24 protein-coding genes and 1 pseudogene are annotated in these 25,278 nt (G+C 26.2%); 20 read left to right on the top strand and 5 right to left on the bottom strand.

The genetic code is table 11. The features are described 5' to 3' along the window. Genes AACT_RS12085 through AACT_RS12040 form a run of 10 tightly spaced genes read left to right on the top strand, consistent with a single transcriptional unit; the run spans position 1 to position 10,104 of the window. Entirely contained in the window at positions 1-909 is a 909-nt protein-coding gene (locus AACT_RS12085) for a lipid A biosynthesis lauroyl acyltransferase (protein ID WP_172127221.1), read from the top strand. After that, positions 884-1,762, top strand: coding sequence for an ELM1/GtrOC1 family putative glycosyltransferase (locus AACT_RS12080; protein ID WP_172127219.1), 879 nt, complete (start codon positions 884-886; stop codon positions 1,760-1,762). The genes AACT_RS12085 and AACT_RS12080 overlap by 26 nt, the downstream gene beginning before the upstream one ends. Before the next feature lie 35 nt (positions 1,763-1,797). Next, entirely contained in the window at positions 1,798-3,066 is a 1,269-nt protein-coding gene (locus AACT_RS12075) for a nucleotide sugar dehydrogenase (protein WP_172127217.1), read from the top strand. A 3-nt stretch (positions 3,067-3,069) separates the two neighbouring features. Continuing rightward, a complete protein-coding gene (locus AACT_RS12070) occupies positions 3,070-4,155 on the top strand; it encodes a glycosyltransferase family 4 protein (RefSeq protein ID WP_172127215.1) in 1,086 nt (361 codons plus the stop codon). A 1-nt stretch (position 4,156) separates the two neighbouring features. Next, positions 4,157-4,975, top strand: coding sequence for a polysaccharide deacetylase family protein (locus AACT_RS12065; RefSeq protein ID WP_172127213.1), 819 nt, complete (start codon positions 4,157-4,159; stop codon positions 4,973-4,975). Next, positions 4,972-5,988, top strand: coding sequence for a glycosyltransferase family 4 protein (locus AACT_RS12060; RefSeq protein ID WP_172127211.1), 1,017 nt, complete (start codon positions 4,972-4,974; stop codon positions 5,986-5,988). Before AACT_RS12065 ends, AACT_RS12060 begins: the two co-directional genes overlap by 4 nt. Next, on the top strand, positions 5,988-6,992 hold the full coding sequence (locus tag AACT_RS12055; RefSeq protein WP_172127209.1) for an ELM1/GtrOC1 family putative glycosyltransferase: 1,005 nt from the start codon (positions 5,988-5,990) through the stop codon (positions 6,990-6,992). Before AACT_RS12060 ends, AACT_RS12055 begins: the two co-directional genes overlap by 1 nt. Beyond that, positions 6,989-7,975: a hypothetical protein gene (locus tag AACT_RS12050; RefSeq protein WP_172127207.1), complete on the top strand. Its 987-nt coding sequence runs from the start codon at positions 6,989-6,991 to the stop codon at positions 7,973-7,975. The genes AACT_RS12055 and AACT_RS12050 overlap by 4 nt, the downstream gene beginning before the upstream one ends. Position 7,976: 1 nt before the next feature. Continuing rightward, positions 7,977-9,005, top strand: a complete 1,029-nt coding sequence (locus AACT_RS12045) for a polysaccharide pyruvyl transferase family protein (protein ID WP_172127205.1) — start codon at positions 7,977-7,979, stop codon at positions 9,003-9,005. Continuing rightward, on the top strand, positions 8,995-10,104 hold the full coding sequence (locus AACT_RS12040; RefSeq protein WP_172127203.1) for a glycosyltransferase: 1,110 nt from the start codon (positions 8,995-8,997) through the stop codon (positions 10,102-10,104). The genes AACT_RS12045 and AACT_RS12040 overlap by 11 nt, the downstream gene beginning before the upstream one ends. Here the strand turns inward: AACT_RS12040 and AACT_RS12035 are convergent. The 5 genes and pseudogenes from AACT_RS12035 to gmhB all read right to left on the bottom strand — a co-directional run bounded on the left by AACT_RS12035 (position 10,084) and on the right by gmhB (position 15,013). Then, on the bottom strand, positions 10,084-11,328 hold the full coding sequence (locus tag AACT_RS12035) for an O-antigen ligase family protein (RefSeq protein WP_172127201.1): 1,245 nt from the start codon (positions 11,326-11,328) through the stop codon (positions 10,084-10,086). The genes AACT_RS12040 and AACT_RS12035 overlap by 21 nt on opposite strands. A gap of 165 nt (positions 11,329-11,493) precedes the next feature. Beyond that, a complete protein-coding gene (gene gmhA / locus AACT_RS12030) occupies positions 11,494-12,060 on the bottom strand; it encodes a D-sedoheptulose 7-phosphate isomerase (protein ID WP_172127199.1) in 567 nt (188 codons plus the stop codon). Further along, positions 12,044-13,479 (bottom strand): annotated as a pseudogene (rfaE1, locus tag AACT_RS12025) (D-glycero-beta-D-manno-heptose-7-phosphate kinase). Before rfaE1 ends, gmhA begins: the two are co-directional and overlap by 17 nt. Then, the gene (gene rfaD, locus AACT_RS12020; protein ID WP_172127197.1) at positions 13,479-14,486 is read right to left on the bottom strand and encodes an ADP-glyceromanno-heptose 6-epimerase; all 1,008 of its coding nucleotides are present in this window, start codon (positions 14,484-14,486) and stop codon (positions 13,479-13,481) included. The pseudogene rfaE1 and the gene rfaD overlap by 1 nt, the downstream one beginning before the upstream one ends. Further along, positions 14,486-15,013, bottom strand: coding sequence for a D-glycero-beta-D-manno-heptose 1,7-bisphosphate 7-phosphatase (gene gmhB, locus AACT_RS12015; protein ID WP_216658241.1), 528 nt, complete (start codon positions 15,011-15,013; stop codon positions 14,486-14,488). The genes rfaD and gmhB overlap by 1 nt, the downstream gene beginning before the upstream one ends. A gap of 83 nt (positions 15,014-15,096) precedes the next feature. On the opposite strand from gmhB, the gene AACT_RS12010 reads away from it, so the two are divergent. The 10 genes from AACT_RS12010 to AACT_RS11965 all read left to right on the top strand — a co-directional run bounded on the left by AACT_RS12010 (position 15,097) and on the right by AACT_RS11965 (position 25,218). Continuing rightward, positions 15,097-15,969: a glycosyltransferase gene (locus AACT_RS12010; protein WP_172127195.1), complete on the top strand. Its 873-nt coding sequence runs from the start codon at positions 15,097-15,099 to the stop codon at positions 15,967-15,969. Between the two features lie 62 nt (positions 15,970-16,031). After that, positions 16,032-16,220, top strand: a complete 189-nt coding sequence (rpmB, locus tag AACT_RS12005) for a 50S ribosomal protein L28 (RefSeq protein WP_128360241.1) — start codon at positions 16,032-16,034, stop codon at positions 16,218-16,220. Between the two features lie 23 nt (positions 16,221-16,243). Continuing rightward, positions 16,244-17,371: a potassium channel family protein gene (locus AACT_RS12000; protein WP_172127193.1), complete on the top strand. Its 1,128-nt coding sequence runs from the start codon at positions 16,244-16,246 to the stop codon at positions 17,369-17,371. Positions 17,372-17,373: 2 nt separating this feature from the next. After that, entirely contained in the window at positions 17,374-18,564 is a 1,191-nt protein-coding gene (gene argJ, locus AACT_RS11995) for a bifunctional glutamate N-acetyltransferase/amino-acid acetyltransferase ArgJ (protein WP_172127191.1), read from the top strand. A 71-nt stretch (positions 18,565-18,635) separates the two neighbouring features. Beyond that, positions 18,636-18,845: an HP1242/YdcH family protein gene (locus AACT_RS11990; RefSeq protein WP_172127189.1), complete on the top strand. Its 210-nt coding sequence runs from the start codon at positions 18,636-18,638 to the stop codon at positions 18,843-18,845. A 144-nt stretch (positions 18,846-18,989) separates the two neighbouring features. Continuing rightward, the gene (gyrA, locus tag AACT_RS11985) at positions 18,990-21,578 is read left to right on the top strand and encodes a DNA gyrase subunit A (RefSeq protein ID WP_172127187.1); all 2,589 of its coding nucleotides are present in this window, start codon (positions 18,990-18,992) and stop codon (positions 21,576-21,578) included. 4 nt (positions 21,579-21,582) lie between these two features. Beyond that, the gene (locus AACT_RS11980; RefSeq protein WP_172127185.1) at positions 21,583-22,620 is read left to right on the top strand and encodes an aspartate-semialdehyde dehydrogenase; all 1,038 of its coding nucleotides are present in this window, start codon (positions 21,583-21,585) and stop codon (positions 22,618-22,620) included. Beyond that, positions 22,621-23,133: a YqhA family protein gene (locus AACT_RS11975; RefSeq protein WP_172127183.1), complete on the top strand. Its 513-nt coding sequence runs from the start codon at positions 22,621-22,623 to the stop codon at positions 23,131-23,133. A gap of 75 nt (positions 23,134-23,208) precedes the next feature. Beyond that, entirely contained in the window at positions 23,209-24,240 is a 1,032-nt protein-coding gene (gene hemE, locus AACT_RS11970) for a uroporphyrinogen decarboxylase (protein ID WP_172127181.1), read from the top strand. A 54-nt stretch (positions 24,241-24,294) separates the two neighbouring features. After that, entirely contained in the window at positions 24,295-25,218 is a 924-nt protein-coding gene (locus AACT_RS11965) for a radical SAM protein (RefSeq protein ID WP_172127179.1), read from the top strand. Positions 25,219-25,278 lie beyond the last annotated feature (60 nt).

Here is a 25,278-nt window from a genome sequence, read left to right as displayed (position 1 = left end):
ATGAAAAAATTAGTTTATAGACTTTTTCTAATAGTTGTTTTTATACTAAGAAAAATGCCAAGATTTATAAGAAGATCATTTTTCAGATTTATTGCATATTTGGGATATGTTTTTGCAAAAAAAACAAATAAAGTAATTGAAGCAAATCTTAATTTAGTTTTCGAAAATTCATTGTCAAAAAAAGAGATAAAAGAAATTCAGAAATATTCATATTTTAATATGGTTTTATGGGTTCAATCTATGATTGAAAATTTAGATGTTAGTGAGAAAGAGTTAAAAGAAACTGTAACAATAGAAAATGAAGAGACTCTTATTAAGCTTAGAAAAGAAAACAAACCCATTATTCTAATTTCTGCACATTATGGTAATATTGAAATGATGAGCTACTATTTTAATAAATTTCTATTTCCTGTTTACCAAGTAGCACGTGAATCAAATTTTAATGAAATTGATGAATTTTTAATAAAAGCAAGGGAAGCATCAGGTAGTAAAATAGTTTTTAAAAGTGGTGCTTTAAAAACACTTGTAAAAGCTATGATGAAAAAGGAATCTGTTTCTTTGATAATTGATCAAAACACAAATTCAAAAGATGGAAAAGAAGTAGAATTCTTAGGCAAACGTGCTTACCAAACTTCTTCAAGTGCTTTGCTAGCAAGAAAGTTTGGTGCGTATATTGTACCTATTGCTGTTTTTAATCAAGATGATTATAAATATAAGATAAAAGTATATGAACCAATAATACCAATAAAAACTGATAACGAAATAGAGGATTTAAAACATATTTCCCAATTAGAAGCTAATGCAATATCTGATATAATTTTGGAAGATAAAAAACAGTGGTTTTGGCCACATAAAAGATTTAAAAGTCATTATAGGGAAATATATGAAAAGAATCCTAATAATAAGTGATGGGAAGCCCGGTCACCTAAATCAATCAATCGCTTTTTGTAAAATAAAAGATGTTAGTTATGATATTTTGGAAGTTAAATTTAAATCAAAATTTCATAAAGCTTTATCATATCTTTTTGATAAACTAGGTTATTACACAGATTTCTTATTTACAGATTATAAAAAGTATTATGGTGATTTCTATGATGCTGTAATAAGTGCTGGTTCAGGAACTTATTATTTTAATAAATACATCTCAAAAAAATATAATAAAAAAGCAATAGCTCTTATGCTTCCAAAATCTTATAAATACAAAGATTTTTATTATATTATTGCGCAAGAACATGATAATCCAGTAAGACTAGATAATATTTTAACACTTCCTTTAAATCTTTCTTTCCCTAGAGAAAAAGGATATGTAAAAAAAGTTGAAGGAAAAAAATCTTTAGCTATAATAATAGGTGGAGATAATGATGTTTTTGATATGGAACATGAGCTTATAAAAGATGAGTTAGATGATATTTTTGAGAAATATCCTGATTATTTGAAATATATAACCACTTCAAGAAGAACGTCAAAAGAGATTGAAAATTTAATTAATGAATATAAATTTGACTATAAACTTATATACTCAGAAGAACCAAATATAAATCCTATTGGAGATTTTATAGCTGTTTGTGATGAGTTTTTCATTACAACAGATTCTACATCAATGTTAAGTGAAGTCAGAGCTAATAGTAATGCAATAATAAACATAGTAGATTTAGACTCTAAAAAAGAAAATACAAAATACCATAGATTAGTAAAAATAATAGAAGATATGGATGATGAAAAAGTTAATTTTGCGAAATTACTTAAAAAAGTGAAAATATAAAAGTTTTTAAAAGTAATTAATTTAAAGGAAAAAATTTGAATAAAAAAATATGCATAATAGGGCTAGGATATGTAGGTCTTCCCCTAGCACATGCTTTTAGTAAAAAATATTCTGTAGTAGGTTTTGATATTAATAAACCAAGAGTTGATGAATTAAATTCAGGTTTTGATAGAACTTTAGAATTAACAGAAACTGAAGTAAAAGAATCTATAGAAAATGGTATGGTTTATTCAACTAATATGGAAGATATTAAAGATTGTAATGTTTATATCGTAACGGTTCCAACACCAATAGATTCTTCAAATAGACCTGATTTAACTCCTTTAATTAAATCTTCACAAACTATTGGAAAAGTTCTAAAAAAAGATGATATTGTTATTTATGAATCAACAGTTTATCCAGGTGTTACAGAAGAAGTTTGTGTTCCACAACTAGAACTTGTATCAGGAATGACTTTCAATAAAGATTTCTTTTGTGGATATTCACCTGAGCGAATTAATCCAGGAGATAAAGAACATACAGTTACTAAGATACTTAAAATAACAGCTGGTTCAACTCCCCAAATAGCTGATGTAGTTGATGATTTATATAAATCAATTATAACAGCAGGTACTCATAAAGCAAGCTCAATAAAAGTAGCAGAAGCAGCAAAAGTTATAGAAAATACTCAAAGAGATGTAAATATAGCTTTAATAAATGAATTAGCATTAATCTTTGATACTATGAATATAAGTACAAATGATGTAATAGAAGCAGCAGCAACTAAATGGAATTTTATTAAACTAAAGCCAGGATTAGTAGGTGGACATTGTATTGGTGTAGATCCATATTATTTAACACATAAAGCAGAAGAACTAGGATACAAACCAAACCTTATTTTAGGTGCAAGACAAATCAATAATGGTATGGGTAAATATATCGCTGAAAAAACAATCAAACTTATGATTAAATCTGGAAAAATAATCAAAGACTCAAATATCTTAATAATGGGATTAACTTTTAAAGAAAATTGCCCAGATATTAGAAATACAAAAGTAGTAGATATAATAAAAGAGATTAAAGACTATGGCTCAAATATTGATGTATATGAACCTTGGATAGATGAAAAAGATAAAGACTATTATGATTATAACTTTGTTGAAAACCCATTTGAAAATAGTAAAAAATATGATGCTATTGTAGTTGCTGTTGGACATGATAAATTTAAAACAATAACTCAAGAACAGTATGATTCTTTGATAAAAGATGAAAAAATTATTATTGATGTAAAAGGAATAGTTCCACATCCTTCTTGGAAATTATAATATATGAGAATTGTGCAGTTACTTCCTGAACTAAATGAAGGTGGAGTTGAACGAGGGGTTGTTGAACTAAACCGTGAATATGTGAAACTAAAAATTGAGTCATATGTTATTAGTGCAGGGGGAAAACTAGAAAATCAAATAAATCTTGATGGTGGAAAGCACATAAAATTTGATGTATGTAGTAAAAATATTTTTACAGTTTTCACAAGAGTAGCAAAACTAAAAAAAATACTAAAAGAAATAAAACCAGATATTATTCATGTAAGAAGTCGGGTTCCTGCTTGGCTTATATATTTTGCAAATAAAAGTTTAAAGATCAAAGTTGTGAGTACTGTTCATGGTTTCAACAGTGTTGGATTTTATAGCTCTATCATGCAAAAAGCAGATGCAGTTATATGCGTGAGTAATAGTATAAAAGAGTACATACAAAAACATTATAAAACAAGTGAATCTAAAATAACAGTAATCCCTCGAGGAATAGATTTAGAACTTTTTAATCCAAAAAATATTGATAATGATTTTATTAATACTTTTAAAAAAGAGTTTCATTTAGAAAATAAATTTATAGTTTCAAGTGTTGGAAGAGTAACTCAACTAAAAGATTATGAAACATTTATAAAAGCTATTTCTTTAGTAAAAAAAGAGCTTCCAAATATAGTAGGCTTAATAGTTGGTGGCGTTAGAAGCGATAAAGAAGATTATTTAAACTCTTTGAAGAATTTAATAAAAGAATTAAATTTAGAAGATAATATTACATTTACAGGAAGTCAAAGCAAGATAGAACAAATCTATGCTTTAAGTGATGTCATTGTAAGCAGTTCAAAAAAACCAGAAAGCTTCGGTCGAGCAGTTGCTGAAGCTATTTGTATGAATAAACCAGTAATTGCTACAAATCATGGTGGTGTAAAAGATATAATTATTGAAAATGAAAATGGATTTTTCTTCGAAGTAGGTGATGAAAAAGAGTTAGCAAATAATATTTTAAAAGCTAGAAATTTAGAATTTGATGGATATAATTATATTTCTAACAATTTTTCTTTAGGGAATATGGTGAATAGAACAATAGAAGTTTATAAAAGGTTAATATAATTTGGAGATATTACTTTTAATACCAGTATTTATTTTTATATATTATTCATATAAGTATGCCTGGTGGACTAAAACTATAGATTATAATTATCCTAGAATTTTAATGTATCATATGATTTCTAAGCATAAAAAAAATGCAAAATTTAATGGTCTTAGAGTAACACCTACAGAGTTCGAAAATCAGATAAAATATTTGAGTTATAATAATTGGACTTTTTTTACTATGAGCGAATTAATAGAAAAAAAAGATAATTTACCAAGTAAATCAATTGCAATAACTTTTGATGATGGTTATGAAGATAATTTTACAAATGCTTTCCCTATTTTAAAAAAATATAATGCTAAAGCTACAATTTATCTTGTTATTGACAGACATGATAGGGAGTGGTCATCAAAAAGGAAAAAGAAAAATAGTACTGGTGAATTGAAAAATGAACCAAAATTATTGGATGAACAAATTGTTGAATTAATAAATTCTGGTTTGATTGAAATTGGTTCTCATACTATGACACATGATAATTTACCAACTTTAGATAAAGAACAAAAAATAGATGAAATAAGAAATTCTAAATTAGAAATAGAAAAGAAGTTCAATACAAAATGTAATTCCTTTTGTTATCCTTTTGGTTTGTATGATAAAGAAGATATAAAGTTAGTTGTAGAATTGGCTTATACAAATGCAACGACTACAACAAAAGGTATAGATGATTTGACAAAATTAGATTTATTTGAGTTAAAAAGAATTACAATAAGCGGTAAAGATAATATGTTTGCCTTTAAAATTAAATTAAAAAGAGGATTAAGAGGTTTGCTAAAATGAAAATATGTCAAATTCTTGCAGGAAATGAAGATGGTGGTTTAGAAAAACACACTATAGAATTATCAAAACAGTTAGTAAATAGAGGTTTTGATGTAACTGTAATTGCTCATGAAGATTTTAAAGAATCTTTTGAAAATATAAAATTCATTCCCCTTGATTTATCAAAAAGCAGAAATAATTTTTTTATTTTATTTAAACTTTATAAAATACTAAAAAAAGAGAATTTTGACATTATTCATACTCAAGCTAATAAAGCAACTTCAATGGTGACTAAAATAAAATCATTTATTAACACTAAAATAGTTTCTACTTTACATAATTATAAAAAGAATTTATCAGCGTTTGAAAAAAGTAATTTTGTGATTACTGTTTCAGATAATATTGGAAAAAATCTGAAAACAAAAAATAAAGTTACTATATACAACGGAATTTCATTTAATTATGATGAAAATTTAAAAATAGATCTTTATTCTAAATATAATATTGAAAAAGATAAATTTATAATTTGTAGTGTTGCAAGATTGACAAAGGTAAAAAGATTTGAATTAATATTATCAGCTATCAAGAATTTAGATTTACACTTGATTTTAGTAGGTTCAGGAGAAGAAGAAAATAATTTAAGAAATGAAGTAACAAGATTAAATATTGAGAATAAAGTAACTTTCACTGGTAATTTAGTAAATAATGAAGTTAAAGAAATTATTTCATCATCATCATTATTTGTTATGTCTTCTGATAATGAAGGATTTCCTTACACATTTGTTGAAACTATGTTTTGTAAAACTCCATTTATTTCAACTCCTGTTTCTGATATGGAAAAACTTCTTGGAAAAAAATATATTACTCATTTTTCAGATGTAAATGATCTTTCAAGTAAAATAGGATATGTAAAAGATAATTATAATGAAGTAGTAGCAGATTTTCAAGAGAAATTTGATTATGCACAAAATAAATTTACAATAGAAAATATGGTAAATGAAACTATTTCAGTTTATAAAAAAGTTTTAAGATAATGAAAGTATTAGTAATAAAAGATGACAAACCAGGTCACTACAATCAAACAGAGGGATTGGTATTATATTTAAAAGAAATGTCTAATGATTTAGAAGTTGAGTATATACAAATAGAAATAAAATCAAAATTGACTAGAAAAATATTGAGATTTTTATTAAATACTTTTCCTAAGCTTTTTACACAAAATAGTTTAAAATATCTTTCTTTTTTTTATAAGAATTATTCTATACCAAAAAATATACCAGATTTAATTATTTCAACAGGTGGAAATACTTCAAATTTAAACGCATGGTTTGCAAAAATTTATAAATGTAAAAATATTTTAAATGGAGCATTAAGAGGCTTAAAAGAAGAACTTTTTACAAATATTACAACTGTAATTGATTTGGGGTATAAAAATCAAATTATTTTAGATGTTGCACCAAATACAATAACAAAAGAGAAGTTATTAGAAAAATCAAATGAGTTTTTAAAATTAAATAATTTAGATATAAATCAAAAATATTATACTTTGTTAATAGGTGGAAATGGTGCTGGGTACAAATATGATAATAAATTTTATGATGATTTAATAAATTTTGTAAAAAAAATATCAAAAGATAAGAATATTAAATGGCTTATCACAACTTCAAGAAGAACGCCGCTTGAAATAGAGAATAAGTTAGAGAAAATGTTAAAAGAATATTACTCTTATTTTGTAGCATATAACAAGAAAGAGGAAAAAATTTTGTTACCTTTCTTTGGTTTAAGTGAAGCTATTTTTGTTACAGAAGAAAGTTCTTCAATGATAAGTGAAGCTATTTCTTCATCAAAAAAGGTTTTTACAATTGGAAATGAATATTCAGATGCAGATGAAAATTATAAAAGTATATTAAAAAAATTTGAATTAAATAATCAAATTATAAGAATAAAAAATTTCTCTTTACACGATAATAGACATGAATTTAATAATAAAAATATTAATTGTGAATTTAGAAATTTTATTAAGAAAGAATTTAGATGAATAAACAATCAATTTCTTTAATAAGAACTCCTTTTCAATTATTTAATTGTATTGAAGCAATTAAGAGATTTAATATAAATGGTTCCAATATTTTGATATGTATATATAAAAATGAAGTAGATAAAAATCTTTTTCAAGAAATTTTAAAAGAGTTGTCATGGGAAAAAGTCTATTTTATTAAATTAAATTTTTTTACTAGGATTTTTTACTCTTTTATATTAACTAATTTATTAAGAAAATATAAAAATGTTGAATATTGTTTTTTTGGCTTAATTACATCTTATATTATACATTCAGTAAATCAGATAAAATCAAAAAATAACATATTAATTGATGATGGGAATGAAACATTTTTAATTGCAAATAATATTAAAAATAGTACTTATAAAAATAAATTTAAAAATACTATAGTAAATAATATACTAGGAAGAAAATTTAATTTAAATTTTATTGAAAAATTAAAAATTTTTACATTTTTTGATTTAGATTCTTATTTATTAAACAATAAAATCATAAAAAATGATTATAGAGATTTTAAAAAATCAATTGATAATTTACTTGAAAATAAGGAGATATTTTTTATAGGCTCAAACTTAATTAATAGTTATATAAAAAAAGAGTATTTCGAAGATATATTAAAAAATACAATAGAATATTTTAAAGAATATAAAATAATTTATGTTCCTCATAGATATGAAGATATAGATTATTTAAGAGAATTATCTATAAAATATGGCTTTGAATTGAAAAAATTTCTTACAATTTTAGAATTAGCAATTTCCCAACATCAAAAGAAACCTTTAGGTTTAATAACAATTCGATCAACAGCTCTAGAAACATTAGGCTATTTGTATGATATAAAATTTCTTAATGTGATTGAATTAGATAAAACACAATTACAAAAAGAGAATCAAATTTTAGAGTATACAAATTTATATAAAAATTATATAGAGAAAAAAATCCCATTAATAAAGGTAAATTAATTTGAAAAGTGTAGTTTTATTAAATGATACTTCATTTGAAAATCATCATGGTTGTAATATAGTTATAGAAAATATAAAAAGAAATTTAGAAAAAAGAGATATAAAATTACTTGCTACAAATCCAATAGGAAAAGATTGGAAGAGTAATAAAACTTTTTTAAATAGTTTGAATCAATCTGATGGAGTAATAATAAATGCAGAGGGAACAATACATGATGATAGTGATTATGCATATTCTTTATTAGAAATTGTAGATTATACGAATAAGCCTTGTTTTTTGATAAATATGACTTATCAGAATAATTCTGAAAAATTTTCAAAATTAGTTTCAAAATTTGAGAAAATTTATGTTAGAGAAACATTTAGCAAAAAAGAGTTAGAAAAAAACAACATTGATTCTGTAGTTGTACCTGATATGACTTTTTATACTTTGAAAAAAAATTATCAACAATTAAATGAAAAAAAGATATATATTACGGATAGCCATGATATTAAAAAATCAGAAGAATTATATAGAATTGCAGAAAACAATGAAATAGTTTTTATTCCAATAATTGCACCATTTAAAAAATATAGTAACTTAAATGGTTTTTTAAAAAAATTAAAATTTAATTTTTTTAATTATTATGGATCTTTCATCGAGAAATTTATGAGTCTTAAATATAAATATAAAAGATTTATACTTGTAAATAATGAAGATGATTTATTAAAAAATATTAGAAATTCTAATTTTTTAATATCTGCAAGATTTCATGCAATTTGTTTATCTTTACATTTTCAAGTACCTTTTATTGCGTTATCTTCAAATACTTTTAAAATTGAATCATTATTGAGTGATATAGGTTTGGATAAAATAAGAATTATTGATATAAAAAAACTAAATGATATTGAAAGAGTAAAAAATGATTATAATTCTTTTTCAAAAGAAGAACTAAATAAAATTGATGATTATATTATTACGGCTAATCAACAAATAGAATTTATGTTTGATGAAATAAATTTAATTTTAGGAAAATATGATGCAAAATAATAAATTAATTGGATTAGTTGTTACAAATCTTGCAGGAAGTGGAGCTGAAAAAGTAGTTTTAAATTTATTTAATATGTTTGAGAAATTTGGACATAATGTGTATATTTTTTTATTGGAAGATATTATTTGTTATGATTTATTAGAGAAGGAAAAAAGTAAAATCATAAGTTTAACAACGAATAGGAAATATCATAAACTATTTTCATTTATGGGTGATCAAAGATTACATTATCTTCTAGAAAAGAAGATAGTCTTTATTGAAAAAGAAGAAAATCAGAATTTTGATCTAATACTATCAAATTTACCGGGATCTGATAGAGTTTTACAATATTCAACTAGAAACAATGTTTATTTTTGCATACATACTTCTTATTTTCAAGAAATTGAAGAATTTAAATCAAAAGGAAAATATGCTCGTGCTAAGAAAAAATATGAACTTTATAGACAAATATATAAAAATAAAAAATTAATTATTGTTTCAAATAAAATTGAAGAAGATTTAAATAAATTAGAAGTTGAATATAAGTCTATTATATGCATATATAATCCTTTTAATTTTGGAGAAATTATAAAAAAAGCCAATGAGAAGATTGATATAATTGAAGAGGATTATATATTAAGTGCTTCAGCATTCAGGCCAGTTAAACGATATGATATTCTTCTTGATGCTTATAAAAAATCTGAAATTAAATTAAAATTAATTTTATTATGTAATCCAACAAAAGAGATAATTGAAATGATTAATAATAGAGGATTACAAAATAAAGTAATAATTTTGGGATTTAAAAGAAATCCTTATCCAATTATTAAAAAAGCAAAATTTTTAGTTTTATCTTCTGAAAGAGAAGGTCTACCAACAGTATTAATTGAATCTTTAATCTTAGATACCCCTGTTGTTTCAACAAACTGTATATCAGGTCCAAGTGAAATTTTAGTTGGAGAATTATCAAAGTATTTAGTAAAAGTTAATGATTCTGATGATTTAGCATTAAAAATGAATCAAGTTATAGAAAATACTATCAATATAAAAGCTGAATACATTAGTAAGTTTAATGAAGATAATGTTATTAATCAGTATTTATCCTTGATTAATAAGTAATTTTCTATCTTGATCTTCTAATTTATATTTTGCTAGTATAATTCCAATAGCAAATGAAAATAAGAACATTGTATCATTTAAATAAAATAACATATCACTCAAGCTACCTAATAAAAAAATGCTTAGAGTTGAAATTTTTAATACATAAATAGTTTTATCTTTTATTTCGATTTTAGCAATCAAAAAAAATAAATAAATAAATAAAGCTAATCCTACTATCCCAAATTGAGTAATTATCTCAAGAAAATTATTGTGAAAATGTACTAACTCTTCAACATAATTAAAATTTGTTAATTTGTTAGTTGTTATATATTCATTTTTTTTATTTATATTATCGGCTATGCCTAACCCAAATAATAAATTATCTTTTGTTATTTCTTTTGCAATAATCCATAAACCAATTCTTGCTCCAATTGGAGTACTGTAGTTAGAATTGTTAATTACTTTTGTAATATCAGAGTTAATAGAAGAAATTCTATTTTTGAAATTTGGTGATAGATTGTATGATAAAAATAACACTATTGAAAGGAGAACGATCGTGGTAAGAATTATTTTTAATTTAGTTTTATAAATAAAAATTATAACAATAATTAAAGTAATAGATAAAGTAAAATAACCTGTTCTTCCAGAACCTATAAGTAAGTTTATTGTTACTGTAGTAAAAAAGAATAAATAAATCATCCTCTTTTTAGTGTCTTCTTCATAAATTATTTTAGAAAGTAAAAAAATAGCACATACAGATAAAAATATACTATAAAGTGTATGTTGCATAAATACAGTAGGATCATGTGGTCTACCAAAACCAATTTTCCAAAAAGAAAAAAAATTTCCATAAGACAAAATTTCACTAATAAACATTCCAAAAAGAAAAAAACTTATTGCATATTCAAAATATTCTTTTTTTAGATATTTGAAAATTATAAATATAGGTAAATAGTACCAATATCTTTTAATATATTTTAATGCTTCATGAAAACTAACATCACTCCAGAAGTAAGATACTAAACAATATCCTATAAATATCCAAAAAAATAAAAATATATTTGTTTTTGGTAATTTAAAATCATATTTTGTTTTGTCTGTAATCCATAGTATTATCATAAATATTGCAATTACTCTTTTTATTTCACTTGGAAAACTTAAAGTAAAAGCATAAAGTAATATTAAATAGTTTATATAGTCGATTCTAGGAATATTTTTTAATTTTTGTAATATTATGGGCATTTTTATAATCTTTTAAAGTTAAATGGTTGGAATATTATCATAATAATTATTCAGCTATTATAAATATTTTAAGAATAAGATAATATCTTTGTCAAGAAATAAAATTGAGAAACTGTTCTATTTACTTATCAAATAATTAAGATAATAATCTTAATTTTATTTATATTAACTCAATTCATCATCCACAATCTGACAAATAATATGTCCAAATAAAATATGCATCTCCTGAATGCGAGGAGTATTATTTGAAGGAACGATTAAATTTATATCACAAAATTCATTCATAATTCCTCCCTTATATCCAGAAAAACCTACTGTTTTACAATCTAACTCTCGTCCAAGTTTTAATACATTAACAATATTTTTACTATTTCCGCTTGTACTAATCCCAATAATTAAATCACCTTTATTTGCTAGTGCTTCAACTTGTCTGTCAAAAATTTTTTCATATCCATAATCATTTCCAACAGATGTTAATATGCTTGTATCAGTTGTAAGTGCAATCGCAGGAAGACCTCGTCTATCACTTTTATATCTTCCTACTAGTTCAGCTGCTATGTGTTGTGCATCAGCTGCACTTCCACCATTTCCACATAAAAGAATTTTATTACCATTTTTTAGTGTTTCTACTACTAATAAAGAAGCTTGTTCAAGTTTATCTTGCATAGTTTCAATTGTTAAATTTATAACTTCGAGGTGAGATAAAAATTCGTTTTTAATTGTTTGTTTCATTATTTTGAATCCTTTGGATTATTTTACTTGTACTTTTCCCATTTACAAATTGAACTAGTCTTAATTCTTGAGCAATATCTTGTCCTACTACTTCTTTACCTTCATAATCTCCACCTTTTACTAAAACATGAGGTTGTATTAATTTTATTAGTTCATAGGGAGTTTCTTCTTCAAAAATCACCACATAATCAACAGATTCTAAAGAGGCCAGAATATATGCTCTATCATCTTGATTGTTTATAGGTCTTGTTGGGCCTTTTAGTTTTCTTACTGAAGAATCTGCATTTAATCCTAAAATTAAAATATCCCCATAACTTTTAGCCTCTTCAAGATATTTAACATGACCTGCGTGTAAAATATCAAAACAACCATTTGTAAATATGATTTTCTTTCTTTTATCATGAAGTTTTTAGCCAAAATTTCAATTTCTTCAAATGATTTTATATGAGAAGAAGAGTTTGATTTATTTAAACTTGATTCATATTTATAGATTTCATCAAGTGAGGCAGTTGCACTTCCAATTTTCCCTACAACAACACCAGCTGCAAGATTTGCAAATTGTATTGCATCATCTATTTTCATATGATTTGCAATAGCAAATGCAATAGAAGCAATAACTGTATCTCCGGCTCCTGTTACATCATAAACTTCTCTTGCAACTGTTGGTTTAATTCTAAGATTATCATCAAATATTGCAATTCCACTTTCACTAAGTGTAATAAGTGAAACTTCTAATTCACATTCATCTTTTAGTTTTTTGATTGCATTTTCTAAACTTTCATTATCGTTTATAAGAATATTGGTTGCTTCTATGGCTTCTTTTTTATTTGGAGTTAGAGTATAAGCACCTTTGTATTTACTATAATCTTTACCTTTTGGATCAACAAAGACTTTTACATTATTTTTATTTGAAATAGAAATAATCTCTTGAGTTAATTTTGTTGTTAAAACACCTTTACCATAATCTGACAGTATCACAACATCATAATTTAAAATAATTGCTGATAATTTATTAATAATTTGTGTTTCACTACTACTTGAAATATCTTCGATACTTTCATTATCATATCGAAGAACTTGTTGTTGAGAAGCTATTAAACGACTTTTTTTAGATGTTTTTCTATTTTGTTCAATAATCAACATATCTGATTTAACTTCTATACTTTCTAATAAAGCCTCTAACTCTTTTGCTGTAGTGTCATTTCCAATAACACTTAATACATCTACATTAGATTCAAGTGCACGAAGATTATTTATAACATTTCCCGCGCCTCCTAAAACTGAGTTCTCTTTATCTATATTCACTATTTGTACAGGAGCTTCAGGTGAAATTCTTTCACATTTCCCCCATAAGTAATGGTCTATCATTAAATCACCAATTACTAATATTTTAGGAATTTTATTTTTAAAATTAATCATTATTTAACTTCTTCTTTGAATAATCTTTTTATTTCTGGTATATAGGATTTTATCCCATCTTCCATTTCATATCTTGGTTTATACCCTAAATTCTCTTTTGTAGATTCGATATTTGCCTCAGTGAAGAATTGGTAAGCACCAATAAAAGGATTGGGAATATACTCTTTCCCCTTATCTATTTCTAACTCTTTTTGTAAAATATTTACGATATCTTCAAAACTTCTAGCTTTTCCCGTTCCTACATTGTAAATACCAGATTGTTTAGGATTACAAGCCTTAATATTTGCTTGAATAACATCTTCAATATAAATAAAGTCTCTTAATATTTTATCACTTCCTTCAAATAATTTTGGAGTTAAACCTTTTAATATTTGATGTGCAAATTGTACAACCATTGAAGCTGTTTTATTTTTATAAAATTCTTTTGGTCCATATACATTGAAATACTTTAGTCCAACAATTGAAATATCTAAATCTTTTTTTAAATACTCATAAGTAATATTATCCATCATTACTTTTGAAAATCCATATGCATTATTTGCTCGCTCATATCCTACTTCAAATCTATCGCTATCTCCATAAGTTGCAGCACTACTTGCATATATCATATTTGCTTTATGATTAATGGCAATTTTTAATAAATCTTCATAGGCATTTACATTTGTTTTTATCATCAAATCTTGCTCACTAACTGTTGTATCTGAAATTGCTGCTTGATGAAAAATATAATCGAATTTATAGTTTAATTTTAAGTTCTTTAATAATTTTTTGTCGTTAATATCTCCACTTATTACAATTCCTTTGAATCCTAATAAATTTTTAAAATGACCAAAACTTTTTAAATTTCCATTTGAAAATATTTCTCCACTTCTAAAACAATCAACAACAACAACTTTTGCCATTGGAAAATTGTTTTGAAAGTAGAATGCTAAATTAGAACCAATAAATCCAGCACCACCTGTTATTAAAATAGTCTTACTATTAAAATCGATATCGTTGAAAGTCATTATTTACCTTGTTTTTTAATTATATTTATTGTGTGAAATAAGCTATTAGCAGTAAATGAAGCAATTTTCTTGTCTTCTTTTATCAAAATAGTGTTTTTTATATTCGCATTTACAGCTGTTTGTATATCTGAAATTTTATCTCCAATTAACCAAGATTTTTCTAAGTCAATATTAAAATCATTAATTGCTTGAGTAATCATTCCTATTTTTGGTTTTCTACATTCACAATCTTTATCAGGTGAGTGAGGGCAATAATAAACTTTTAAGATATTTATACCATTTTTTTTGAATTCATCTTTCATCCAATTTGTAAGATTTATAAAATCTTCTTCTGAATAATAGCCTCTTCCTATTCCTGATTGATTCGTAATTACAATTATTTCATATCCAAGTTTAGAAAAATGATTACAAGCTTCAAATACACCATCTATAAATTCAAACTTTTCTATTTCTCCAACGTATCCATGGTCATAGTTTATAACACCATCTCTATCAAGAAATATAATTTTTTTTGTTAAGTTTGAAATAATGTATCCTTTTCTTATTAGTCTTTAAATATTATCATAAAGCACTTTTAAGTATAATAACAAAATTTAAAGTGAAGATAAATATGAACCATAAAACAACAATATCATACAAAACAAAGAATATCCTAATTGATAAGTTATCACATCAAGATAATATTGAGGTTTTAAGAGAAGGAAACTTCTTTTCAAAATTTTTCTCAAAGAAAAAGTATGCAGATGTATATTTTCATAGTGGTAGTTTAGATGAAAATTCAATTGAAAATATATTAAATGCAAAAATGACAATTGCTAATTGTTTTTCATCTATGAATGAAATCATAGCAAAAACAAAGATTTCTCATGAAAAAGTAAAGGTAATATATCCAAGTGTTGATCTTGAGTATAAAAAAAACAAAGATGTAAAAGAAAAACTTTGTGAAGAATTACAAATTGATGTAAAAAATAAGATTATCTTATTTACTGCAAAAAATTTCAAATCTTCTGGTATAAAAGAATTCTTAGATATATGCTCATCAATTTCATATGAAAACTTTAAAGTTATAGTTGCAGGTGAAAAACAACAAATAAGAACATTGCAATTTCAAATTCCAAAATATCAAAATCTCCAAGATAAAATAATTCTATTAGAAGATTATAAAAATATGGATGACTTGTTTTTGGCTTCAGATATATTTATCTTGCCTACATATAATAAAACTTTTGCTAGCAATGTAATAAAAGCAATGTTTTGTAGATGTGCCGTATTTTTGAGTATTAATAACGATGCAAAAGAGATTGTTGATGTGTTTGCTTCGATGGATTCACCTAGTGATTCAAGCATGAGTTTCAAATTAGATGCCGTATTAAAAGGGAAAGATGACCTTAAATTAATTAAAAAAGAGAATAGAAAACTTGCATCAGAGTTTAGTTTAGCAAATAATTTATTGAAATTTAATGCAATAATAGACAATATTTAAATTAAACTTAAGAAAATTAAGGTAGAATACGCAAATATTTTTCACTACAGAAGGAAGACAAAATGTCAAGAAGATGTGCAATTTCAGGAAAAGGACCTATGTCTGGAAACAACGTAAGTCATGCTAAAAACAGAACAAAAAGAAGATTTTTACCAAACATTAGAACAGTTAGAGTTACATTAGAAGATGGAACTACAACTAAATTAAAAGTTTCTGCAAAAGAGTTAAGAACTCTTAAAAAACACTCATAAGAAGGCGCTAGAAAAGTGCTTTCATGAGCATCTTTACTAGGGTGAAGAGGGCCATCGGCTGGGAAATTAGAACAGTCAAACCTCAATACGATTTAAATCCACTAATATACTCACAACTTAAACCTTTAAGGTTACCCTTAATATTAATTCAAATTGTTATGATGATAGGGACTTTAGGATATGTTTATCTTGAAGACTACACAATAATGCATGCAATTTTTCAATCAGCATATACACTTACAAATACGGGATTTGGGGCATTAAACGAATCAAATTTTAAAAATGAAACAATAGTATTTACTGTATGGTTAATGTTAGCTGGGTTTGCGAGTTTAATTTTCGCTGTAGGTATTGTAATCGATGTTATTTCAAATGGACCTTTGCGTGAATTACTAAAGGAAAGAAAAATGCTTTATAAAATAGCAAGACTAAGAAGACATTTTGTAATTTTTTATCATAATGAATATACTGCACAATTAGCTAAACAATTTAGGGAAAATCATATTCCATTTGTAGTTGTTGACCCATCTGAAGAAATTGAAGAAATTGCAAAAGAAAATGGCTATCCATATTATGTAAAAGATGAACCCTATAAAGAAACGGCTTTTTTGAAGTCACATTTATCTTCTGCTAAAGGTGCAATATCTTTATCAAAAAATATTTCAGATAATATTACATTAATAGCATCTGTAAGACTTTATGAAAAAGAGTTAGGTAGAAGTCCTTTTTTAATTATTTCAAATGCAGAAACACAAAATGAAAAAATCAGACTTATGAAACTTGGAGCTGACAAAGTTGTTGCAACTCCATCACTTATGGCAAAAAGAGTAAGTGCAATGGCAATAAGACCTGATATGGAAAATGTTTTAGATGAATTTTTATATAAAAGAGATACTCCTATTGATATGGAAGAAGTATTTGTTGATGAACAATCGTGGACAGTAAATAGAGAAATAAAAGATTTACATTTAAGAGATAGATTGAAAGTTTCAATTATAGGAATTACAGAAGAAAAAGGCAAGTTTATTCAAATGCCAAAGGGAACAATGTCAATAAATGCAAATTGCAAGTTATTGTTAGTTGGATCGCAAAAAGGTATTGCTAGAGCTAAAAGAATTATAAATTTAACTAAACAACCAGAGGATATATAAAAATGTTTACAATTTTGCCAATTAAAGGTTACTTTGATCAAATAGATGGATTTTATTGTGATGGAATTCATGCTGGACTTAAGCCAAATGGAAATAATGATTTAGGATTTATTTATAGTGATAAACCTTGTACTGTTGCTGCTATTTTTACAGAAAATAAATTTCAAGCTGCTCCTTTAAAGCATTTTTTACAATATGACGAAGATTTTAAAACAAATTTTGTTTTAATCAATTCTAAAAATGCAAATGCATTAACAGGAAGAAAAGGTATTGCTGATATTGATACTTTATTTTCTCAATTAGATTTTGGCTCTTTGAAATTGGTAAATCCAATTATGAGTTCAACAGGTGTAATTGGAAACAGATTACCTATAGAAAAATTAGTTGCAGGTGCGAAAAGATTTAACTTAAGTGCAAAAAGTGGGGAAAATCTTTCAAAAGCAATTATGACAACTGATGCCTATGCTAAATCTTGTATGTATGAAGTAAAACTTGAAAATGGAAGCTCATTCAAAATAGGTGCAGTTGCAAAAGGTGCTGGAATGATAAACCCAAATCTTGCAACTATGCTTTGTTTTATTTGTACAGATGCAGCTGCTCCTTATTCTGATATTATGGAAGCTTTAAAAATAAATAGTGAAACAACTTTTAATGCAATATCAGTTGATGGTGATACTTCAACAAATGATACAGTTATGGTTTTAGCTAATGGAAACTCAAATGCATATGATAAAGAAGCATTTGCAGAAGTTCTAAGATTAGTAATGTTTGATATGGCTATGTTAATGGTAGCAGATGGTGAAGGTGCAAATAAAGTAGCTGCTTTTGAAGTTATAAACGCAGCTACAAATGAGCAAGCTATGATTGCTGCAAAAGCACTATCTAATTCATTACTAGTAAAAACAGCACTTTTTGGAGAAGATCCAAATTTTGGAAGAATAGCTTCAACAATTGGTGCTTCAAGAATTGATTGTGATGATGAAAAACTAGTTATATCTTATAATGATGTTGTTGTATTTAATAAAGGTGAAATTTGTTTTGATGCAAACACTGAAGCACAAGCTGGTGAAGTTCTTAAAAAAGATAAATACAAAATAATTTGTGATATTGGTTTAGGTGATGGAAAATTTACAGCATACGGTTGTGACTTAGGTTATGAGTATGTGAAAATTAATGCGGACTATCGAAGTTAATTTAATAATTTTATAAAATATTAAGTAGTCCAAGAGTATAATAAGACTAAATTAAATTAACAGGATGTAAAATGTTTCATGAATATAGAGATCTAATCACAGAACTAAAACAAAAAGATGGGCATTTCCATAAACTTTTTGAAGCACATAATGCTTTAGATGACTCAATTGCAAAACTTGAGAAATCTCACGCAGATCAGTTTGAAATTGAATCTAAGAAAAAAGAAAAGTTAAAATTAAAAGATGAAATTTATTCTATATTAGTTAATTACAAAGCATAAAACTAATTTTCAAATAAAGTTCATATAAAGGGATAAAAGTTTCGACTTTTATCCCTTTTTTTTTAGTAAAAAAATCTATTACAACTTATACTAAGTCCTTTTTAGATAAAATAATACAATTTTATATTACAAAGGCCTTTTTTTATGGAAAACCTTTTCGAAAATCAAGATATTATAGACATAAATATTGAGAACTCAGTTAAAGCTTCGTATTTAGATTACTCTATGAGTGTTATTATTGGTCGTGCATTACCAGATGCAAAAGATGGTTTAAAGCCTGTGCATAGAAGAATTCTATTTGCAATGCATGATTTGAATATTACTTCAAAATCAGCTTACAAGAAATCAGCAAGAATTGTTGGAGATGTTATTGGTAAGTACCACCCACACGGGGATACTTCTGTTTATGATGCTTTAGTTAGAATGGCTCAAACATTCTCAATGAGAGCTCCATTAGTAGATGGTCAAGGAAACTTCGGTTCTATTGATGGTGATAGTGCAGCTGCTATGAGATATACAGAAGCTAGAATGACAAAAATAGCTGAAGAGGTACTAAGAGATTTAGATAAAGATACAGTTAATTTTACTCCTAACTACGATGATACAATGAAAGAACCATCTGTTCTTCCTACTCGTGTACCAACCCTTTTATTAAATGGAAGTGAAGGAATCGCTGTTGGTATGGCTACAAAAATTCCTCCACATAATATAAATGAGCTTTTAGAAGCTGTTTTATATACGATTGATAATCCAGATGTTACAGCAGATGAATTAATGCAATTTATTAAAGGACCAGATTTTCCAACAGGTGGAACAATCTTTGGAAGACGTGGAATTATTGATGCTTATAATACAGGTCGAGGTCGAGTAAGAATAAGAGCTAAACATCATATTGAAACAAGAGGGAAAAAAGAGATTATTGTTCTTGATGAATTACCTTATCAAGTTAATAAATCAAGATTAATAGAACTTATTGCAACTCTTGCAAAAGATAAGCAAATCGATGGTATTTCTGAAGTTAGAGATGAGTCAGATAGAGAAGGTATCAGAGTTGTAATTGAGCTTAAAAAAGATGCTATGAGTGAAATAGTATTAAATAACTTATACAAATCAACACCTATGGAAACCACATTTGGTATTATTTTATTAGCTGTTTATAACAAAGAACCAAAAGTATTTAATTTACCACAATTATTAAATATTTTCTTATCTCATAGAAAAACTGTAATTATTAGAAGAACAATTTTTGATTTAGAAAAAGCGAAAGCTAGAGCCCATATTTTAGAAGGTTTAAAAATTGCCTTAGATAATATCGATGAAGTTGTAAAAATCATTCGAGCAAGTGCTAATGATCAAGAAGCAAAAGATAGTTTACAAAACAGATTTGGATTAAGTCCTATTCAATCTCAAGCTATTTTAGATATGAGATTAGGAAGATTAACAGGTCTTCAAAGGGATAAATTAGAAGCTGAATATCAAGAATTAATGATATTAATTGCTGAACTTGAATCTATTTTAAAATCTGAAGATAAATTAAATGAGATTATCAAAGAAGAATTAACAGAAATTCAAGAAAGATTCTCAAGTGATAGAAGAACTGATATTGAAGATTCTTATGACGAAATCGATATTGAAGATTTAATTCCAAATGAACCAATGGTAGTTACAATTACTCATAATGGTTATGTAAAAAGAGTTCCAATTAAATCTTATGAAAAACAAAGACGTGGTGGAAAAGGTAAAGTAGCCGTTACTACTCACGATGATGACTTTATTGAGAAATTCTTTGTTAGTAATACTCACGATACTTTGATGTTTGTTACAAATATGGGACAATTATACTGGTTGAAAGTTTACAAAATTCCTGAAGGAAGTAGAACAGCAAAAGGTAAAGCGGTAGTTAACTTAATCAATTTAAGACCTGATGAAAAAATTATGGAAATAATTCCAACACCTGATTTTGATGAATCAAAATCATTAGTATTCTTTACAAGAAATGGTGTAATTAAAAGAACTTCATTAAGTGAATTCTCTAACATTAGATCAAATGGTGTAAGAGCAATTGTACTTGATGATTTAGATGAAATTGTAACTGCAAAAATTGCTGATGTTGAAACACAATATTTAATGATTTTTACAAGTATGGGACAATGTATCAGATTTGAAATCGAGAAAACAAGAGATCAAGGAAGAAGCACAAGAGGGGTTAGAGGTATCAAGTTCAAACATGATATTGACTTTGTTGTAGATGCGGATGTTGTAAGTAATGAAGAACAAGAATTATTAACAGTATCTGAAAAAGGTATTGGAAAAAGAACAACAGTAAGTGAATATAGACTTACAAATAGAGCAGGTTCTGGAGTTATATCAATGAAATTATCACCAAAAACAGGTAATGTTGTTGGAGAAGTTCTAGTAGATGATACTCAAGACTTAATGTTATTAACTTCAATTGGAAAAATGATTAGAGTTGATATGCAAGCAATTAGAAAAGCAGGAAGAAATACAGCTGGTGTAATTATCGTAAATGTTGATAAAAATGATAAAGTTGTATCTATTGCTAAATGTCCAAAAGAAGATGAAGAAATTGAATTAGACGAAAATGGAAATATTATAAGATATACAGAAGATGGTGAAATTTTAGAATCAATTTCAGTTAGTCCTGAAGTAAATAAACCATCTACACTGTTAGATATTGTAGAAAAAGATAATTTAGAAGAAGAGGAAGAGTAGAAAAATGAGAAAGTTTAATGTTGCAGTTGTTGGAGCTACTGGTGCAGTTGGTGAAGAGTTATTTAGAGTTTTAGAAGAATATAACTTCCCTATTAATAAATTAATACCATTAGCAAGTTCAAGAAGTGCTGGTTCAAAAATCGAATTTATGAACAAAGAGATTACAGTTTTAGAATTAACTGAAACTTGTTTTGAAGAAAATGATGTGGAAATCGCATTTTTTAGTGCAGGGGGAAGTGTTTCAGAGCAATTTGCAAAATTTGCAGTTGAGGCAGGTGCTGTTGTAATTGATAATACAAGTCACTTTAGAATGGACCCAAAAGTTCCTTTAGTTGTTCCTGAAGTAAATCCAGAAGATATAAAACTATGGAGAGAAACAGGAATTATTGCAAATCCAAATTGTTCAACTATTCAAATGGTTTTATCATTAAAACCATTAGATGAATTATATGGAATTAAAAGAGTTGATGTTTCAACTTATCAAGCAGTTTCAGGTGCTGGGAAAAAAGGTATGGAAGAGCTTGTAAAACAAATGCAAGCATTCTTTGCATTTAAATTAGATGAATCAGATGTTAAAGCTTTCCCTCATCAGATTGCACTTAATGTAATCCCTCAAATTGATGTTGCCACTGATAATGGATTTACTAAAGAAGAGATGAAAATGGTAAAAGAAACTCAAAAAATTATGCACAAAGAAATGCAAATTGCAGCAACTTGTGTAAGAGTACCAGTTTTAAGATCTCACAGTGAATCACTAACAGTTACATTTAATGAAAATGTTGATGTTGATGTTGAAAAAGTAAGAGAAGTATTAAATAATTTTGAAAATGTTGAAGTTATAGATGACTTAGCAAATAATAGATATCCAATGCCAATTATTTCAACTGACACAGATATTACTTATGTTGGAAGAATTAGAAAAGATATTTATTCACCAAATGTAATTCATTATTTTAACGTAGCTGATCAAGTAAGAGTTGGAGCTGCAACAAATGCAGTAAGAATTGGTCTTAAATGGATCGCTTTGGAAAATGAAATCTAAATGTTAGAAAAATTTTTTGAAAATGCAATGTGGAAAACAAGGCTTTTTGTCTTGTTCCCAGTCGTTTTTGGGCTTATTGGAGCTATAATACTTTTTATTGTAGCTTCAGTAGATATTTTTGAAGTTTTAGTTTATACATTAGATGTATATTTAAATGGCTTACATCCCGAAAATTTTCATGAAGAGATTGTAAGTAAAATTATTGGTGCGGTTGATTTATATTTGATTGCAGTTGTTATGTTAATTTTTGCTTTTGGTTTATATGAACTATTTATTTCAAAAATTGATGCGGCTGAAAATAGTAAATCAGGGAATAATATCCTAGCTATTCACTCTTTAGATCAATTAAAAGATAAAATAGCAAAAGTTATTGTAATGGTATTAATTGTTAGTTTTTTCCAAAAGGTATTACATACAAGTTATGATGGAGCATTACAAATGCTTTATTTTGCATTATCAATTGGAATATTATCAGCAGGACTTTTCTTTTTAGGAAAAGTAGGAAAACATTAAATTTTTTGTTACTTTTGAAAAAGTAAATATATAAATATTAGTCCCTTGGAATAGGGACTATTTTAAGGATAAAAAATGTCAAAAATATTTGTAGATGCATGTTTTAGAAAACCAACTCCCTATACACCTGTATGGATGATGAGACAAGCAGGAAGATATCTTCCTGAATATATGAAAGTAAGAGCTCAAGCTGGGAACTTTTTAAATCTTTGTCATAATCCAGAACTTGCTGCTGAAGTTACAATTCAGCCTTTAGATATAGTTGGAGTTGATGCAGCTATTTTATTTTCTGATATTTTAGTAATTCCAAATGAAATGGGAATGCATTTAGATTTTATCAAAGGGGAAGGTCCTCTTTTTAAAGATCCTATTGTTACTGAAGCTGATGTTGATGCATTACTTGGTGGTGAGGCTGCTGCTGATAAGTTAACTTACGTTTATGAAACAATCAAGTTATTAAAACAACAATTACCAGATGATAAAGCACTTATAGGCTTTACAGGAGCACCTTGGACTCTTGCTACGTATATGATTGAAGGGCAGGGGACAAAAACATACAATATTTGTAAAAAAATGATGTATTCAAATCCTGAACTTTTACATAAAATACTAAGAAAAGTAACTGAAGTTGTGAAGTTTTATATGGAAAAACAAATACTTGCAGGTGCAGATGTTGTTCAAATCTTTGATTCATGGGCAGCAGCAATAGAACCAGCTAGATATGATGAATTTTCATGGTCTTATATGGTTGAAATTGCAGAATATTTAAAAGAAAAATATCCTCATATTCCAGTTATTATGTTCCCAAAAGGAATCCCAGCATTTTTAGATAAAGTATATGGAAACTTTGATGTATTTGGTGTAGATTGGGGAACACCTATGGCTCTTGCAAAAGAAAAACTTGGAAGTAAATATGTTCTTCAAGGAAATATGGAGCCATGTAGATTATATTCAAAGGAAGCTACAACTATGTGTGTTGAAGCTTTACAGAATATAATGCAAGGGGAAGGTCATATCTTTAATTTAGGGCATGGAATTCTTCCTGATGTGCCTGTTGAAAATGCTATTCACTTTGTAAAAGAGTGTCAAAGAGTAAGTAAAAAATAATCTAACAAAAAATTAAGTAGGAGCTCTCCTACTTATTCTATGGAAAGAAAAATCATGTCATATTCAAACTCTATTATTTTTGGACCAATTCCTTCTCGAAGATTTGGTATATCTTTAGGTGTAGATTTATCTCCCTCTAAAAAACAGTGCAATTTTGATTGTTTATATTGTGAACTTGAAGGTGCAAAAACAGTTGATAAAATGGATACTAATCCAAGTATTACTGAAATAATAAATGCAATAAAAGAGAGTTTTGATAAACATCCAAAAATTGATGTGATTACATTAACAGCAAATGGTGAACCAACTTTATATCCAAACTTAAATGAACTAATAGATGAAATTAATAAAATTAAAGGTGATACAAAAACTTTGATTCTATCAAATGGAAGCACAATTTATAAAAAAGAAATATATGATGCACTTTTGAAAATTGATACTGTTAAATTATCTTTAGATTGTGTTAGTGAGAAATGTTTTAAAAAATTAGATAGAGTAAATAAAAATGTTGAAATAGAAAAAATTATTCCTTCAATGGTTAACTTTTCAATAGAGACAAAAAATGATTTTGTATTAGAAATATTGTTTGTAAAAGATTTAAATGATAAAGAAGATGAAATTGTTTTACTATATGATGCAGTAAAGAAAATCAATCCAAAAAGAGTTGATATAGGAACAATTGATAGACCGCCTGCATATGATGTTAAACCTGTCTCTTATGAGTTCTTAGAGAGCGTTGCAGATAGATTTGAAAATATTAATACCAATATCATATATAAAAATAGACCAAAGTCTATTCAATATTATGATAAAGATGAAATAAAGTCAATGTTAAAAAGAAGACCTTTAACTAAAGAAGATATACAAAATATGTTTGATGAAGAATCAAAATTAATCTTAAATGATTTACTTGAAAATAAGTTTATTTCTCTTGTTAACAGTAGTGGAGTTGAGTTTTATAAGAATTTACAAAAATAGATTCTTTTACCCTTGACAATAAAGTCATTTTTTACTATAATTCGGACCCATTAAAGTTGA

Source organism: Arcobacter acticola (assembly GCF_013177675.1).
Classification (GTDB): Bacteria; Campylobacterota; Campylobacteria; order Campylobacterales; family Arcobacteraceae; genus Aliarcobacter; species Aliarcobacter acticola.
This window is presented reverse-complemented; position numbering and strand designations above follow the sequence as displayed.

Excerpts from the sequence above, each read along its gene's own strand:
- AACT_RS12085 (WP_172127221.1), top strand. The coding sequence starts at position 1 with ATGAAAAAATTAGTTTATAGACTTTTTCTAATAGTTGTTTTTATACTA.
- AACT_RS12080 (WP_172127219.1), top strand. The coding sequence starts at position 884 with ATGAAAAGAATCCTAATAATAAGTGATGGGAAGCCCGGTCACCTAAAT.
- AACT_RS12070 (WP_172127215.1), top strand. The coding sequence starts at position 3,070 with ATGAGAATTGTGCAGTTACTTCCTGAACTAAATGAAGGTGGAGTTGAA.
- AACT_RS12060 (WP_172127211.1), top strand. The coding sequence starts at position 4,972 with ATGAAAATATGTCAAATTCTTGCAGGAAATGAAGATGGTGGTTTAGAA.
- AACT_RS12055 (WP_172127209.1), top strand. The coding sequence starts at position 5,988 with ATGAAAGTATTAGTAATAAAAGATGACAAACCAGGTCACTACAATCAA.
- AACT_RS12050 (WP_172127207.1), top strand. The coding sequence starts at position 6,989 with ATGAATAAACAATCAATTTCTTTAATAAGAACTCCTTTTCAATTATTT.
- AACT_RS12040 (WP_172127203.1), top strand. The coding sequence starts at position 8,995 with ATGCAAAATAATAAATTAATTGGATTAGTTGTTACAAATCTTGCAGGA.
- AACT_RS12035 (WP_172127201.1), bottom strand. The coding sequence starts at position 11,328 with ATGCCCATAATATTACAAAAATTAAAAAATATTCCTAGAATCGACTAT.
- gmhA (WP_172127199.1), bottom strand. The coding sequence starts at position 12,060 with ATGAAACAAACAATTAAAAACGAATTTTTATCTCACCTCGAAGTTATA.
- rfaD (WP_172127197.1), bottom strand. The coding sequence starts at position 14,486 with ATGACTTTCAACGATATCGATTTTAATAGTAAGACTATTTTAATAACA.
- AACT_RS12010 (WP_172127195.1), top strand. The coding sequence starts at position 15,097 with ATGAACCATAAAACAACAATATCATACAAAACAAAGAATATCCTAATT.
- rpmB (WP_128360241.1), top strand. The coding sequence starts at position 16,032 with ATGTCAAGAAGATGTGCAATTTCAGGAAAAGGACCTATGTCTGGAAAC.
- AACT_RS12000 (WP_172127193.1), top strand. The coding sequence starts at position 16,244 with ATGAGCATCTTTACTAGGGTGAAGAGGGCCATCGGCTGGGAAATTAGA.
- argJ (WP_172127191.1), top strand. The coding sequence starts at position 17,374 with ATGTTTACAATTTTGCCAATTAAAGGTTACTTTGATCAAATAGATGGA.
- AACT_RS11990 (WP_172127189.1), top strand. The coding sequence starts at position 18,636 with ATGTTTCATGAATATAGAGATCTAATCACAGAACTAAAACAAAAAGAT.
- gyrA (WP_172127187.1), top strand. The coding sequence starts at position 18,990 with ATGGAAAACCTTTTCGAAAATCAAGATATTATAGACATAAATATTGAG.
- AACT_RS11980 (WP_172127185.1), top strand. The coding sequence starts at position 21,583 with ATGAGAAAGTTTAATGTTGCAGTTGTTGGAGCTACTGGTGCAGTTGGT.
- AACT_RS11975 (WP_172127183.1), top strand. The coding sequence starts at position 22,621 with ATGTTAGAAAAATTTTTTGAAAATGCAATGTGGAAAACAAGGCTTTTT.
- hemE (WP_172127181.1), top strand. The coding sequence starts at position 23,209 with ATGTCAAAAATATTTGTAGATGCATGTTTTAGAAAACCAACTCCCTAT.
- AACT_RS11965 (WP_172127179.1), top strand. The coding sequence starts at position 24,295 with ATGTCATATTCAAACTCTATTATTTTTGGACCAATTCCTTCTCGAAGA.